This window comes from Streptomyces sp. P3, from assembly GCF_003032475.1.
GTDB lineage: Bacteria > Actinomycetota > Actinomycetes > Streptomycetales > Streptomycetaceae > Streptomyces.
In genome coordinates this window covers 6,602,039-6,615,953 of record NZ_CP028369.1, presented here as the reverse complement: position 1 = coordinate 6,615,953, position 13,915 = coordinate 6,602,039, and the positions used below count along the sequence as shown (strand labels likewise).

Here is a 13,915-nt window from a genome sequence, read left to right as displayed (position 1 = left end):
TTGGCACACGGAAAGTGACAGCACGGGTCAGCGAGTCGAGGGGGATCCTTTACGTGGTCACGACCAAGGACATCGCCGAGCGTCTCGGGGTCTCCGTCTCGACCGTCGGCCGGGCGCTCGCCGACGACGCGCGGATCAGCGAGGAGACCAAGTTCCGGGTACGGCAGGTCGCTTCGGAGATGGGGTACGTCGGCAACCGCGCGGCGCGGATGATGCGGGGCGCGTCCAGCAACGTGGTCGCGCTGGTGATCCCGGACATCCGCAACAGCTTCTACTCGACCATCGCCCACGAACTGTCCAAGAACATGGAGGCCGAGGGCTACCAGCTGATGCTCTCGGAGACCGACGACGACCGGATGGTGGAGCTGCGCCATCTGCGGGAGCTGTCCGCGACCCGCGTGGCCGGCGTCATCATCGTGCCCACCGCCCGCCCGCACAACGAGTCCGTCAAGCTGCTGCGCACCCTGCCGCACCTGCAACTGTTGCGCCGCCACCCCTCGCTCGGCTCCCAGTGGTTCGGCGTGGACGACCACGAGGCGCTGCGCCGGGCCACGGCCCACCTGGTGGCGTTGGGCCACACCGACATCGCCTACCTGGGCGGACCCGAGGAGCTGCCGACAGGCGCGGACCGTCTGCGCGGCTTCCGCACCGCCCTGCGGGACGGGGGGCTGCCGGACGACGCCCGGCGCACGGAGCTGGGGCCGCCGTCCTCCGTGGACCACGGGCGCCGGGCGGTGCGCCGGCTGCTGAGCGGACCCGACGCGCCCACCGCGCTCGTCCTCGGATCGATCCAGCTCACCCTGGGGGTCCTGGAGGAGTTGTCCGAGCGGGGACCGAAGGTGCCCGGCGAACTGTCCGTGGTCGGGTTCGGGGACGAGCCCGGCTTCTCCTGGTGGGGCCCCGGACTCACCACCATCGGCATGCCGATCCAGGAGATGGCCACCGGCTGCGCGCTGTGGCTGATGCGCCGGCTCAAGACGGGGGCGGGCAACGACGGCCCGTACACCTCGGTCTCGCCCGGATCCCTGATCCTGCGCGGCAGCACGGCGCCCCCCGGCGGCAGCGGCCCGTCCGGGGTCGCCCGAGCGGCGGCGGGCGACTGACCCGACCCGGCGAAGGCCCGCAACGCGGCACGGCGAAGGCGCCCGGAGCGATGCACTCCGGGCGCCTTCGCCTGCCGGGCGTCATGCGCTGCCTCGTTCCGGACCTCGTGCGGAACCTCGTTCGGGACCTTCTTCGGCGAGTCATGCCGGTCGGGTCCGGCTCAGTACGTCCCGTTGCGCAGGCGCCGCATGACACGTGACGTACGCGCCAGTTCGTCGAGCACCTGCTCGGCCGCCGCCTCGTGGATCTTGCCGGGCCGGAAAGCACCGTCCTCGACGCGTTCGCCGATGAAGGGAATGCTCACCGTCGGACCGATCGGCAGCATTCTGAGATTCGCCACGACCTGCTTGCCCATCTGCACCGCCCGGGTGCCCGCCGACACTCCTCCGTAGCCGACGAACGCGGCCGGCTTGTGCTGCCACTCCACGACCAGGTAGTCCCAGGCGTTCTTCAGCGGGGCCGGGAAGCTCCCGTTGTACTCCGGGGTGACGAAGACGAACGCGTCCGACGCCTCGACGATCCGGCTCCAGGCGAGGGTGTGGCTCCTGGTGTACCGCCGCAGCGCGGGCGGATGCGGCTCGTCGAAGAAGGGCAGGGCGAGTTCCCGGAGGTCGACGGTGTGCGACTCGAAGTGCTCGCACTCCGCGGCTCGGGCGGTGAACCAGTCCGCGACGGACCTGCCCACGCGTCCGGGACGCGTGCTGGCCACCACGGTGGTGAGGGTCATGGGTGTCGCGGGGGGTTCGGACGCCATGTCGGGCTCGCTTTCCTGAGTGCCGTGATCCGGTCCGGCGGACCCGCGCGCCTGTGCTGTCCGTCCGTCCAGGAACAGCGGGTCCGCCGGGATTTCGGCCGGGACACCCCGGCTATGCGAACGATAGCACTGCGGTTGCCGAAGGTGCGATCGCCGAGATCCGCCGGGAGTGCACGCACCCCTCGACATCCTCTTGCTGCCGGACTCTTGACACAATCGACAACGCCTCGCACGATTGCGCTATCGTTAGCACAGTGAGCGCGGCGGGCTGCCGCCCTGAGCGTCCTTCGCCCGGTCCGGCACCGCCGGCCACGGTCCTGCGCCACGACGGACACGGCTCTCGTCCGACGACAGCCCCCGCGGACCGCTCACCACCCTCACCACCCCGACTCCGAAAGGTCGCACCGCCATGACAGACGCGCGGATCGCCAAGCTCCACGGCCGCAGGGTGTGGGACTCACGCGGTCGGCCGACCGTGGAGGTCGAGGCACACCTCGCGAACGGCGCGACCGGACGGGCCATCGCACCTGCCGGGGCCTCGACCGGCCGGGGCGAAGCGCTCGACCTGCGCGACGGCGGGAACCGCTTCGGCGGTCTGGACGTCCGTCGCGCGGTCGGCTCGGTGAACGGCGAGATCGCGCCTGCCCTCCTGGGCCTGGACAGCAGCGACCAGGAGACCGTCGACCGGCTCCTGATCGACCTCGACGGGACCCCCGACCGCAGCCGTCTCGGCGGCAACGCGATCGTGGCCACCTCCATGGCCGTTCTGCACGCCGCCGCCGCGTCGCAGGGCGTACCGCTGTGGCAGCACCTGGCCGGCGGGCGGCCGGTGCGCATCCCGCTGCCCGAGATCCAGATCTTCGGCGGCGGCGCCCACGCGGACCGTCGGGTGGACGTGCAGGACTTCATGGTCGTCTGTCCCGCGGCAGGCAGCTTCTCCGACGCACTGGACTGGACGGCGGAGATCTACCGGGCCGCCGGGAGCCTGATGCGGAAGGCGGGGAAGGCCCAGGGGGTGGCCGACGAGGGCGGCTTCTGGCCGGCGTTCGACTCCAACGAGGAGGCCCTGGAGACGCTGACCCGGGCGATCGAGAGCGCCGGCTTCACCCCCTCGACCGAGGTCGGCATCTCGCTCGACGTCGCCGCCTCGCAGTTCGGCGGCGCCGGCCGGTACACGCTGGCGCTCGACGAGCGCACGCTGGACACGGCGGCACTGATCGACATGCTGGGCGGCTGGATCGAGCAGTACCCCGTCCTGTCCGTCGAGGACCCGGTGGGCGAGGACGACCACGAGGGCATGAGGGAGTTCACCCGCCGCTACGGGAGCCGCTGCCAGGTCATCGGCGACGACTACCTGGTCACGAACGCCGAACGCGTCGAGGCGGCGGCCATCGACGGCGCGGCGAATGCCGTCCTCGTCAAACCCAACCAGGCGGGCACGGTCACCGAGGCGTACCGAGCCCTGCGCGCCGGGAAGGCTGCCGGCTTCGGCACCATCGTGTCGGCCCGCTCCGGCGAGAGCGAGGACGTGACCATCGCGCATCTGAGCGTCGGCTGGGACGCCGGCCAGCTGAAGGTCGGCTCGTTCACGCGCTCCGAACGCATGGCCAAGTGGAACGAGGTCCTGCGCATCGAGGAGTCCCTCGGCGACTCCGCGGAATTCAGCGGCTGGTCCGCATTCACTTTCGCCCGGACCGGGGCTCTCACGGCCAAGCCGTGAAAACGCTTCGAAGAATTACAGTCATCGAAATCGAGAGCAAGAGCCGATCGGAGCACGGAGACCAGCATGCTGCCACCCGTCAACCTGCGCCCGCGTTTCAACATCACCCGCTCCAGCCACGTCCGGCTCACCGTGGCCGACCTGGCCGCGAGCCGGGACTTCTACACGAAAGCGCTGGGGCTCGTCGTCAGCGACGAGGACGACCGCACCTGCTACCTGCGCGGGCTGGCGGAAGCCTGCCACCACAGCCTCGTCCTGGAGCTCGACGAGGAAGGCGCGGGCAGTTGCAGGAGGATCGGCTTCCGGGTGTTCTTCGACGAGGACCTCGACCTGGCGTACGCCTGGTTCCGTGAGCGTGGGCTGCCCGCCGAGTGGGTCGACGTCCCCCATCAGGGGCGTACCCTGCACGTCGCCGACCCCATCGGCACGCCCCTCGAACTGTGCGCGCACATGGAGACCCGGCCCCGGCTGCACATCGACTTCGAGCAGTACAGGGGTGCTCACGCGCAGCGGCTGGACCACTACCAGATCTTCGCGCCCGACACCTACGAGCTGTGCGCCTTCTACAGCGAACTCGGCTTCCGCAACTCGGAGTACCTGGAGCACGGCGACAAGCTGCTGGGTGCGTTCATGTACCGCAAGGGCACCTGTCTCGACCTCGCGATCGTCGAGAACACCGGGCCCGCGCTGCACCACTTCGCCTACACCGTCTCCGAGAGCCACGACATCTTCAGCGCCTGCGACTGGGCGGGCATCCTCGGCTACGGCGACGGTGTGGAGCGCGGCCCCGGACGACACGGTCCGGGCGGGATGCTCTTCGCCTACCTCCGCGACCCCGACGGTCACCGGGTGGAGGTCTTCAACAGCCACTACCAGACCATCGACACCGAGATCGAACCCGTGCGCTGGGACGCGGCCTCCCTGAGCACCAACGCCCGCTGGGGTCTGCCGGCCCTGGAGAAGTGGTACTTCGAGGCGTCGCCGTTCGTCGGCGCACCCCGGACCGAGCCGGCCGAACCGCCGAATCCGATGTCGCTGGAGCGGTTCCTGCTCGAACAGCCCCTCCCCTGATCCTTTTTCCACGACCGTCCCTCAAGGAGACGCCATGGCACGAGTTCCCTATGTTCGCCGCGAGGACGCGGACGCCTCGCTGAAGCCGCTGTACGACCGGCTGGAGGCCGAACGCAAGGTACCGACGGCGAACATCTTCCTCGCCCTCACCCACGCGCCGGCACAGCTGGACGCCTTCCTGACCTACGCCAACTCGCTGCGGGCCGCCGACCTCAGCCCGAAACTGCGTGAGCTGGCCATCCTGACCGTCGGCCATGCGACCCGGTCCTCCTACGAGGTCGCACACCACCAGTCGCACGGACTCGCGGCGGGCCTCACCGGCGAACAGCTCGCGGCCGTCGCCGACTTCGAGTCGTCCGCCCTGTTCGACGAGACGGAGAAGGCGGTGATGCGGCTCGCCAGGGAGTCCACGCTCCACGTCGACGTCTCCGAGGAGACATGGCGCGCCGCCGCAGAACACCTGTCGGTCCGGCAGATGGTCGAACTGTCCCTGTCCATCGCCTGGTACAACTCCGGCGTCCGCATCATGGGTCTGCTGGACATCGATCTCGAGGACGGCTACGCGAATCCGTTCGGGAATTCGTAGCACCCGGCGCCGAACGGCCCAGCACCACATCGCATGTGAATTCCGCGCCGCAGTTCCACCGCCTCGGTCGCGAAGAGAAGACCTCCGGCCCTCGACCGTCGGGACGGAACAGTTCCAAGGAGTATGTCAATGGCGAAGATGCTCGCGGCACGACTGCACGCACTCGGTGAGCCGATGTCCGTGGACACGGTCGACGTGCCCACCCCGCGGCCGACCGACGTGCTGGTGCGCGTCAAGGCGTGCGGAATCGTGCCGAACATGGCCAACGTGATCAACAACTGGCCCACCTGGTATCCGCACCAGCCCCTGCCCGAACTGCCCGCGATCTTCGGCCTGGACCCCGCCGGCGTGGTCGAGGCGGTCGGCGAGGCGGTGCTGAACACCAGGCCCGGTGACCGGGTCTACGTCAGCCCGCTGCGGTCCTGCGGCAGCTGCCAGGTGTGCCGCGGAGGTGAACTCAGCCGCTGCCGCTACTTCACGCTGAACGGCTACTTCAGCACCTCCCGCGACGGCCAGCGGATCTTCGACCTCTATCCCTACGGCGGCTTCTGCGAGTACATGACGGCGCCACAGCACGCGATCGTCAACATTCCGGACTCGATGACGTTCGAGCAGGCCGGCAAGCTGGGCTACATCGGCACCTCCTACGGCGCCCTGAGACACGCCGCGGCCGGTCCCGGCCAGGTCGCGCTGATCGACGGCATCACCGGCACCCTCGGCGTCGCCTCCACTCTCCTGGCGCTGGCCTCGGGTGTCTCCAGGGTCCTCGGGACCGGCCGCAACGAGGAGCTCCTCGAGCGGGTCAAGGGGCTGGCCCCGGACCGGATCGAGGTCATGCGGCTGGGCGAGGGCTCCACCGGCGCGTGGGCGAAGTCCCGGACCGGCGGCGAGGGCGCGGACTTCGTCATCAGCGCACTCGGCGCGAAGGCCCCGGTGGAGACGATGCTCGACTCCATGCAGGGCGTCCGCCGCGGCGGCAGGGTCGTCAATGTCGGCGGCGTGGCGGACCGGCTGCCCGTGGACGTGAAGTGGCTGATGGACGAGCAGGTCCAGCTGATCGGCTCCAACTGGTTCACCACCGCGCAGGGCCAGGAGGTCGCCGACATGGTGGCCACCGGTGCCCTGGACCTGTCCTACCTGATCAGCAAGCCCTTCCCGCTGTCGGAGGTCAACGAGGCGATCTCCGGACGTGCCGCGGATCTCGACGGCGGATTCAGCAACTACGTCGTGATCCCCTGAACCCGAGCCGCAATCCACCGAACTCACCCCGCGGCGGTCCTGTCCTGCCCTGACGCCGCCGCGGGGTGTGCATTCCCGGCGGGATGGAGGAACCGATGGAACTACGCTGGCTGGAATCGTTCGTCGTCGTCGCGGACGAGTTGCACTTCGCTCGGGCGGCCGATCGCCTGCACCTGGCTCCGTCGGCACTCAGCGCACAGGTCAGAGCGCTCGAGTCGCACCTGGGCGTACGGCTGATCGACCGTGGACGGCGCACCCGCCCGGCCCTGACCAGCGCCGGGCGGCTGTTCCTCGACGAGGCGCGGCTGACGCTCGACCAGGTGGCACGTGCCGAGGCGGTGGGCCGTCGCGCCGGCCGCGGGGAGCTGGGACACGCCCAGTTCGCGTACGTCGCCTCCGCCGCGTTCTCCGGGGTGCTGACCGACGTCCTCACCCGCTGCACGGCCCCCGGCACCGAACTCACCGTGCAAGTACGCGAGTTGGAAACCCCTGCCCAGCTGGAGGCGCTGGCGTGCGGGGACGTCGACGTCGGCTTCCTGCGCTGGCGGCCGGAATACCCGCCGGAGGTCACGGCCACCTGCCTGCTCACCGAGCGGGTCGTCCTGGCGCTGCCGGCCGCCGCGCCGCTCGCGGCGTACGAGGCGATACCGGCGGCGAAGCTGTGTGACGAGAACTTCGTGGCCCCGCACTTCGACGAGGAGTACGGCTGCCGTGACCAGATCCTCGAAGTGGCGCAGCGCGGGGGGTTCAGTCCGCGGTGGTCTCCCCCGGTGCGGGACTTCATCGCGGCCCTGACACTGGTCGGCGGTGGTCTCGCGGTGGCCCTGGTGCCGGATTCACTGCGTCGCGTGCAGATCCCGGGGGTGGCGTACCGTCCGCTGGCGGACGTGGCGCTCACCACCCGGCTGGTCGGCGCCTACCGCAGGGGGGAGACCTCGCCCGCGGTCCGCGGGGTGATCCGCCGGCTGCGGGAGGCCGCCGCCGCCACGACCTCCGTCACCGCCGCCACCGCCTGAAACGGGGGTCCACAGCAGGCGTCGGGCACCCGCCCGACGCCTCATGGGCATGCGGTCCGACCGTCCGTCGCGGCGTGCGGTCGAACCGTCCGTCGCAGCCTTCGGACATCGTCGAAGCGGCGCACGTTTGTACGCGGATGACGCACCGTCCGAGCAGGTCAGAGGGGGTGTTACCGACCTACGCTCAACACGGCAGCACACACCGTGGCGGGGTCCGTCGACCGCCGCCCGGCCCGGAACAGGCGGAGGAACACACATGACAACGATCAGGCACGTGGGCGTCGTAGGCGCCGGCCAGATGGGCCGGGGCATCACCGAGGTCTGTGCCCGGGCGGGCCTGCACGTCACCTTGTGCGACGTGAGCGAGGACAGGGCCCGGGCGGGCCTCGCCGGTGTGGCGGACTCCCTGCTGAAGGCGGAGAAGCGCGGTGCCCTCAGGTCCGAGGACCGCGCGCACGCCCTGGCCGGTGTCTCCGTCACGGGCGACGTCTCCCGCCTCGCCGGGGCCGATCTGATCATCGAGGCCGCCGTCGAGGACGAGCGGGCCAAGACGGCGCTGTTCCGGCAGCTGGGCGAGGTGGTCACGGACCCGGCCACGGTGCTGGCGACCAACACCTCCTCGATCCCGATTGCCCGGCTCGCCGCCGCGGCCGGACGTCCGGACACCGTCGTCGGCCTGCACTTCTTCAACCCCGTTCCCGTCATGCCCCTGGTCGAGGTCATCCCCTCGCTGCACACCTCGAAGGCCACGGAACGGCGGGTGCGGGCCTTCGCCGGCGAGATTCTGGGCAAGAAGACGATCGTCGCGCAGGACCGCGCGGGCTTCGTGGTCAACTCCCTGCTGATTCCCTTTCTGCTGGCGGCGGTGCGGATGGTCGGCTCCGGCACGGCGACGGCGCAGGACATCGACACCGGCATGACGGCCGGCTGCGCCCACCCCATGGGGCCACTCCACCTGGCTGACCTCATAGGGCTGGACACCGTGGCGGCGATAGGCGAGGCGCTCTACGAGGAGTACCGGGAACCGCTGTACGCCCCGCCCCCGCTGCTGCGCCGCATGGTCGAAGCAGGCCTGCTGGGCCGTAAGTCGGGGCAGGGATTCTTCGACTACCCGGCGGCCTGAGTTCGCGCCGGAAGCCCTCGCACGCGGGTACGCCGCCGCGTCCGGCCGCCGTCGTCGCCACCCCGCGTGCGCGCCTCCCTGGGGCCCTCGCCGTGGGCCGCGGTCCATGTCAGGGGACTCCTGCCAGGGGCCGCGGTCCATGTCGACATGGACCGCGAGCAGCGCTGCCGGGCAGGTCGAAGACGCTGTCGGCGCGCGCGGGGGTGCAGCAGACCTCCAGGTGCTCCGTCTCCCGCCGATCGGCGCAGGAGGGGCGGGACCGCTGACCGGGGCCGTCGCGTCACGGCACCGGCGCATCCGTCCGTCGCACGCGCCAGGTCGCGCCGACGACATCAGGAGACGCAGGCGATACCGAGCCCTGCGCGGCGGTCGAGCTCTCGGTTCTGGAGCATCTCAACGCGGGGAGAGAATCCTCCGACCCTGCCGATCTTGCGGGACTGAGCCGTCCAGGGAAGTGCCCCGGATCGACATGAGGACCATCAAGGCACCGCCGCAGACAATGGCTGAGTCGGCGAGGTTGAACACCGCGAAGTGCTCGACGGAGATGAAATCGACGACGTGCCCGCGAAAGACCGCGGGCGCCCGGAAGATCCGGTCGGTCAGATTGCCGAGCGCGCCCCCAAGCAGCAGACCCAGGGCGACAGCCCAGGGAAGGCTCTGAAGCCTACGCACGGCACGCGTGATGACCACGACAACCGCGATCGCAATCGCCGTGAACACAGCAGTGAAGGCCTGGCCCCTACTGAAAGCCGCACCCGAGTTACGGAACACTTGCAGCGTAAGCACGTGGCCCGCTATGTCAACGGGCTCCTGGCCTTCCAACCGCGAGACAGCCACAAGCTTGCTGGCGAGATCCAAGGCATAGGTGAGAACGGCCGCCGTCAGCAGAGCGGTCAGAGCCAGTGTGCGCTTGCCAGCAGCACGCGTCGCGGTCTCGGGCTGGGATTGCGAGGCATTGTCGGTAGTAATGATCCGCTCCATGGATGCCGAGCCGCCCTGGACGACACCACAGTACAAGAGCCTGCGAGGCGACACGTCGGGCAGGCGGTTGGCTCCAGCTTTCACACCACCGTGGTCAGATCCTGTTGGCTCCGACCGCAGACCCTACGAACAGCGTGGATTCGTCGCGGCCGCCTGATGACAGCACGGCCGCATCGAAGTCCAGGCTAGAAGAGGATACTTGCGGTCAAGTCGGGCGGGAGCGGAGGGTTCGTGGCCGGCCGGGTCGACGGCAGGGGTGGAGTGGTGGGGTGGGGCGGGGCGGCCGGGGGTGCGGACGGGCGCAGGCCGAACAGCGAACCGGTGGCTTCCGCAAGACCCGCGGCGCAACGCGTCGACGCCTCGGCCGGCACCCCCATCCGCCGCAGGGTCACGACGAGCGCGCCCTCCACCCGGGCCAGCTGTCCCGACAACTCACCGGACCGGCCCGGGCCGCTGTCGGCAGCCAGGCCGGTGAGCAGTTCCTGTGCCGTGTGCTGCACGACGGCCAGAGCCTCCCACCCTCGTGGTCGGCGCCGCGGCGGGAGTCCCTCGGCCCCGGCGACGGGCAGGCCCAGGGCTTCCCGGATCCGGTCGCCGGCCTGGGCGTCCCACAGCGGAGGCCCATCCGGCCGGTCGGCCTGGAGGCCGGCGAGGACGACGAGCAGGGCCGATGCGCCGAGCGGCCAGTCGCCGACGCCGCCCCTCCCTCCTCCGTGCGGATGACCGGATTGCAGGAAGGGGCGCAGCGAGTCGAGGTGCTCTGCGGCGATTTCAGCCGCGGACTGGCACGCGTGTTCGGTGGGCACGGGTGGATCACCGCTTCGTCGAGGTGTTGTCGGCTGGTCCGGAACGGGGCGGGGCTCCGGGGTCGTGGGACTCGGGGGCGGCGCCTCAACGGGCTCCCCCGGCAGGCGTCTTGATGCCGGGCAGGGCCGGCTTCGACAGCCGCGTGGAGTGGGCAGGGCCGGCTTCGCCGGCCGCGCGGAGTGGGAGTCCGGCGACCGGGAGTCCGGCGAGGCGGAATGCCGCGCTCACCTCCCCCCGTTCCTGAGTACGGTCGGTCGCGCGCCCGCCCGGATCTGCGGGCGGACGGGCGGGCGGACCGGTGTCCGTCACCGGACGCCAGGCGGGCGAAGGCTCCGCTCCCGAAGCAACGTCACAGCCTGCCTCCGGTGGCTCATAGGCAGACCGGACGGGGTCTCGCCCCCAGGCCCGGCCCGGCCCGGACGACCCGGGCCTCGCGAGCGGCGACTCCCGGGCGTCCGCGTCAGCCGCCGGTACGGCGGGCGACCACTTCCCGCGTCAGGGAGGGAGCCACCTCGAACAGGTCTCCCTCGACCGCGTAGTCGGCGATACCGAGGATCGGCGCCTCGGGATCCTTGTTGACCGCGACGATCGTCTTGGAGGTCTGCATCCCGGCGAGGTGCTGGATGGCCCCGGAGATTCCCAGGGCGATGTACAGCTGGGGTGAGACGGACTTTCCGGTCTGTCCGACCTGGTACTGGTGCGGGTAGTAGCCGGCGTCGACCGCGGCGCGCGAGGCGCCCACCGCGCCTCCCAGGGCGTCGGCCAGTTCCTCGACCACCCTGAAGCCGTCCGCTCCTGCGACACCGCGTCCGCCGGACACGACGACGCTCGCCTCGGTGAGTTCGGGACGGTCACCCGCGAGCGCTGCACGACGGGCGGTGACGCGGGCCGACGCCGTGGGGTCGATCGGCGGCGGGACGAGTCTGCGCTCCTCCGCCTCCTCGGGGTGCTCCTGCGGCTCGAAGGACCCGGGCCGGACGGCGATGACCGGTATGCCGTGGGTGACTTGGGAGCGTACGGTGTACGACCCGCCGAAGACGATCTGGGTGGCCACGCCGGAGGAGTCCAGGTCGACCGCGTCGATCAGCAGCCCGGCGTCCAGCCGTGCGGCCAGCCGCCCTGCCACCTCCTTGCCGTCCGCCGTGGCGGAGACCAGAACTGCCGCAGGGGCGGATTCCCGGACCGCGAGCTCCAGCGCGTCCACGGCCGGCGTGGCGAGGAACTCGTCCGCTTCGGTGGATTCGGCCGCGTGGACGCGGACGGCGCCGTGGCGGGCGAGGGTCTCCTCGAGGCGTGCCGCGGTGCCGGGGGTCCCCACGACGACCGCGGCAGGGGTGCCCAACCGCCTTGCGGCGGAAAGGAGTTCGTTCGTGGTCTTGTGGACGTGCTCCCCGTCGTGGTCGACGAGGACGAGGACATCGGGCATGGGTTCCTGCTTCGTGTTCGGAGCGGTTCAGACGAGCTTCTGGGCGATCAGGTGGTCGACCAGCCGCCGGCCGGCCGATCCGTCGTCGGTGACGCGGATTCCGGCGGTCCATGCCGGGCGCGGGACGGCCTTCACCACGCGGGTGCGGGTCACGAGGAACCCGGTGTCGTCCGCGTCGGGGAACAGGTCGTCGAGGTCGACCGTCGCCACCGGCTTCTTCTTGGCGGCCATGATCCCCTTGAAGGAGGGGTAGCGGGGTTCGTTGATCTTCTCGGTGACGCTGACCAGCGCGGGCAGCGGCGCGCCGAGCGTCGCCTCGCCGTGCTCCGTCGCCCGCTCCGCGCGGACCCCTCCCGCTTCCACGGTCACCTCCCGCGCATGGGTCAGCGAGGGCAGGCCGAGCAGGTCCGCGACGACGGCGGGGACCACGCTCGCCTGTCCGTCGGTCGTCGCGTCGCCCGCGAGGACCAGGTCGACGTCCGCCACGGTCCGCACGGCGGCTGCCAGCACCTGTGCGGTGGTCACGACATCGGCGCCCCGGAGTCTGTCGTCGCAGACGTGGATGCCGCGGTCGGCGCCCATCGCCAGGACCTTGCGGATGGCGTCGAGCGCGGAGTCAGGTCCCATGGACACGACGGTGACCTCGGCGCCCACCGCCTCCTTCAGGGTCAGCGCCTCCTCCGCGGCGCGCTCGTTGATCTCGTCCAGGACGAGATCGGCGCTCTCGCGGTCGAGGGAGTGATCGGCCTCGGACAGGGTGCGTTCGGCAGCGGTGTCCGGGACCTGCTTGACGAGTACGACGATGTTCACGGTCGTCTTCCTTCAGGCGCGGGTGGTCAGCGGAAGGCCGGGTAGCCGGTGATCGCCTGGCCGACGACCAGCGTGTGCATCTCGTTGGTGCCCTCGTACGTGAGGACGGACTCCAGGTTGTTGGCGTGGCGCAGCGGCGAATACTCCAGGGAGATGCCGTTGGCGCCCAGGACGGTGCGGCACTCCCGCGCGATCGCGATGGCCTCCCGCACGTTGTTGAGCTTGCCCACGCTGATCTGCTCGGGCCGGATGCGGTGCTGGTCCTTCAGCCGGCCCAGGTGCAGGGCGAGCAGGGCCGCGCCGCCCAGGGACACGGTCATGTCGGCGAGCTTCTTCTGGGTGAGCTGGAAGGCGCTGATCGGCTTGCCGAACTGCACGCGTGAGTCGGCGTAGTCGATGACCGCCTGCAGGCTGTCGCGGGCCGCGCCGACGACGCCGAACAGGATGCCGAAGCGGGCCTCGTTCAGGCAGGACAGGGGACCGCGCAGCCCCTGCGCCAGGGGCAGCCGCGCCGAGTCGGGCAGCCGCACGTCGTCGAAGTACAGCTCCGAGGTGACGGACGCGCGCAGCGACATCTTCTGCTTGATGTCCTGCGTGGTGAAGCCCGGTGTGCCGCGCGGCACGAGGAATCCGCGGATGCCGTCCTCGGTCTGCGCCCACACGGTGGCCACGTCGGCGATGCCCCCGTTGGTGATCCACATCTTGGAGCCGTTCAGGATCCAGTCACCGCCGTCGCGCACGGCCCGGGTGCGCATCCCGGCGGGGTCGCTGCCGAAGTCGGGCTCGGTCAGACCGAAGCAGCCGATCGCCTCTCCCGCGGCGAGCCGGGGCAGCCACTCCTGCTTCTGCTCCTCCGAGCCCCACTTCCAGATGGAGAACATCGACAGCGAGCCCTGTACGGAGACGAAGCTGCGGAAGCCGGAGTCCGCCGCCTCCAGCTCCAGGCAGGCCAGGCCGTAGGACACGGCGTTGGTGCCGGCGCAGCCGTAGCCTTCGAGGTGCATGCCCAGCACCCCCAACTTGCCCAGTTCAGGGGCGAGTTCGCGGGCGAAATGGGCGTTCTCGAACCATTCCCCGACGTGCGGTCGCACACGGTCGGCGAGGAACTTGGCCACGGTGGCCTGGATCTCGCGCTCCTCGTCGGTGAGGGTGGCGGCGATGTCGAGCAGGTCGAGAGGGTCCGTCAGCGGCTTGCCGCTCATGAGGGGCTCCTTGTCACGTGGGTGGAATAGGGGTGGTCGGTTCGACCGGGGCGCCGATGCCGCCGGCGGTCGGTCG

At 70.7% G+C, this 13,915-nt stretch carries 13 protein-coding genes; 7 read left to right on the top strand and 6 right to left on the bottom strand.

The window, feature by feature from the left end; all coding sequences use genetic code 11:
• Positions 1 to 53 precede the first annotated feature (53 nt).
• Positions 54 to 1,103 carry a LacI family DNA-binding transcriptional regulator gene (locus tag C6376_RS29065; RefSeq protein ID WP_107446122.1) on the top strand — a complete coding sequence of 350 codons (1,050 nt, stop codon included), beginning with the start codon at positions 54 to 56 and terminating at the stop codon, positions 1,101 to 1,103.
• A 161-nt stretch (positions 1,104 to 1,264) separates the two neighbouring features.
• Here C6376_RS29065 and C6376_RS29060 read toward each other — a convergent pair whose 3' ends face one another.
• Positions 1,265 to 1,858, bottom strand: coding sequence for an NADPH-dependent FMN reductase (locus C6376_RS29060; protein WP_107446121.1), 594 nt, complete (start codon positions 1,856 to 1,858; stop codon positions 1,265 to 1,267).
• 409 nt (positions 1,859 to 2,267) lie between these two features.
• On the opposite strand from C6376_RS29060, the gene eno reads away from it, so the two are divergent.
• The 6 genes from eno to C6376_RS29030 all read left to right on the top strand — a co-directional run bounded on the left by eno (position 2,268) and on the right by C6376_RS29030 (position 8,613).
• On the top strand, positions 2,268 to 3,578 hold the full coding sequence (gene eno, locus C6376_RS29055; protein ID WP_107446120.1) for a phosphopyruvate hydratase: 1,311 nt from the start codon (positions 2,268 to 2,270) through the stop codon (positions 3,576 to 3,578).
• Between the two features lie 66 nt (positions 3,579 to 3,644).
• The gene (locus C6376_RS29050) at positions 3,645 to 4,649 is read left to right on the top strand and encodes a VOC family protein (protein WP_107446119.1); all 1,005 of its coding nucleotides are present in this window, start codon (positions 3,645 to 3,647) and stop codon (positions 4,647 to 4,649) included.
• A 34-nt stretch (positions 4,650 to 4,683) separates the two neighbouring features.
• Positions 4,684 to 5,235, top strand: a complete 552-nt coding sequence (locus C6376_RS29045) for a carboxymuconolactone decarboxylase family protein (RefSeq protein ID WP_107446118.1) — start codon at positions 4,684 to 4,686, stop codon at positions 5,233 to 5,235.
• 129 nt (positions 5,236 to 5,364) lie between these two features.
• Positions 5,365 to 6,474, top strand: a complete 1,110-nt coding sequence (locus tag C6376_RS29040) for an alcohol dehydrogenase catalytic domain-containing protein (RefSeq protein ID WP_173985754.1) — start codon at positions 5,365 to 5,367, stop codon at positions 6,472 to 6,474.
• 95 nt (positions 6,475 to 6,569) lie between these two features.
• Positions 6,570 to 7,490: a LysR substrate-binding domain-containing protein gene (locus C6376_RS29035; RefSeq protein WP_107446117.1), complete on the top strand. Its 921-nt coding sequence runs from the start codon at positions 6,570 to 6,572 to the stop codon at positions 7,488 to 7,490.
• A 256-nt stretch (positions 7,491 to 7,746) separates the two neighbouring features.
• A complete protein-coding gene (locus C6376_RS29030; RefSeq protein WP_107446116.1) occupies positions 7,747 to 8,613 on the top strand; it encodes a 3-hydroxybutyryl-CoA dehydrogenase in 867 nt (288 codons plus the stop codon).
• Between the two features lie 393 nt (positions 8,614 to 9,006).
• Here C6376_RS29030 and lspA read toward each other — a convergent pair whose 3' ends face one another.
• From lspA to C6376_RS29005, 5 genes are all read right to left on the bottom strand, one after another.
• The gene (gene lspA, locus C6376_RS29025; RefSeq protein ID WP_254076110.1) at positions 9,007 to 9,678 is read right to left on the bottom strand and encodes a signal peptidase II; all 672 of its coding nucleotides are present in this window, start codon (positions 9,676 to 9,678) and stop codon (positions 9,007 to 9,009) included.
• 101 nt (positions 9,679 to 9,779) lie between these two features.
• On the bottom strand, positions 9,780 to 10,400 hold the full coding sequence (locus C6376_RS29020) for a hypothetical protein (RefSeq protein ID WP_107446115.1): 621 nt from the start codon (positions 10,398 to 10,400) through the stop codon (positions 9,780 to 9,782).
• A 461-nt stretch (positions 10,401 to 10,861) separates the two neighbouring features.
• Entirely contained in the window at positions 10,862 to 11,827 is a 966-nt protein-coding gene (locus C6376_RS29015) for an electron transfer flavoprotein subunit alpha/FixB family protein (RefSeq protein ID WP_107446114.1), read from the bottom strand.
• Positions 11,828 to 11,854: 27 nt separating this feature from the next.
• Positions 11,855 to 12,637, bottom strand: coding sequence for an electron transfer flavoprotein subunit beta/FixA family protein (locus C6376_RS29010; protein WP_107446113.1), 783 nt, complete (start codon positions 12,635 to 12,637; stop codon positions 11,855 to 11,857).
• Positions 12,638 to 12,663: 26 nt separating this feature from the next.
• Positions 12,664 to 13,839 carry an acyl-CoA dehydrogenase family protein gene (locus C6376_RS29005; protein ID WP_107446112.1) on the bottom strand — a complete coding sequence of 392 codons (1,176 nt, stop codon included), beginning with the start codon at positions 13,837 to 13,839 and terminating at the stop codon, positions 12,664 to 12,666.
• Between the last annotated feature and the right edge of the window lie 76 nt (positions 13,840 to 13,915).

Bases quoted from the DNA above. Each gene is read 5' to 3' on its own strand.
- eno (WP_107446120.1), top strand. From the start codon at position 2,268: ATGACAGACGCGCGGATCGCCAAGCTCCACGGCCGCAGGGTGTGGGAC.
- C6376_RS29035 (WP_107446117.1), top strand. From the start codon at position 6,570: ATGGAACTACGCTGGCTGGAATCGTTCGTCGTCGTCGCGGACGAGTTG.
- C6376_RS29040 (WP_173985754.1), top strand. From the start codon at position 5,365: ATGGCGAAGATGCTCGCGGCACGACTGCACGCACTCGGTGAGCCGATG.
- C6376_RS29060 (WP_107446121.1), bottom strand. From the start codon at position 1,858: ATGGCGTCCGAACCCCCCGCGACACCCATGACCCTCACCACCGTGGTG.
- C6376_RS29030 (WP_107446116.1), top strand. From the start codon at position 7,747: ATGACAACGATCAGGCACGTGGGCGTCGTAGGCGCCGGCCAGATGGGC.
- C6376_RS29015 (WP_107446114.1), bottom strand. From the start codon at position 11,827: ATGCCCGATGTCCTCGTCCTCGTCGACCACGACGGGGAGCACGTCCAC.
- C6376_RS29050 (WP_107446119.1), top strand. From the start codon at position 3,645: ATGCTGCCACCCGTCAACCTGCGCCCGCGTTTCAACATCACCCGCTCC.
- C6376_RS29005 (WP_107446112.1), bottom strand. From the start codon at position 13,839: ATGAGCGGCAAGCCGCTGACGGACCCTCTCGACCTGCTCGACATCGCC.
- C6376_RS29045 (WP_107446118.1), top strand. From the start codon at position 4,684: ATGGCACGAGTTCCCTATGTTCGCCGCGAGGACGCGGACGCCTCGCTG.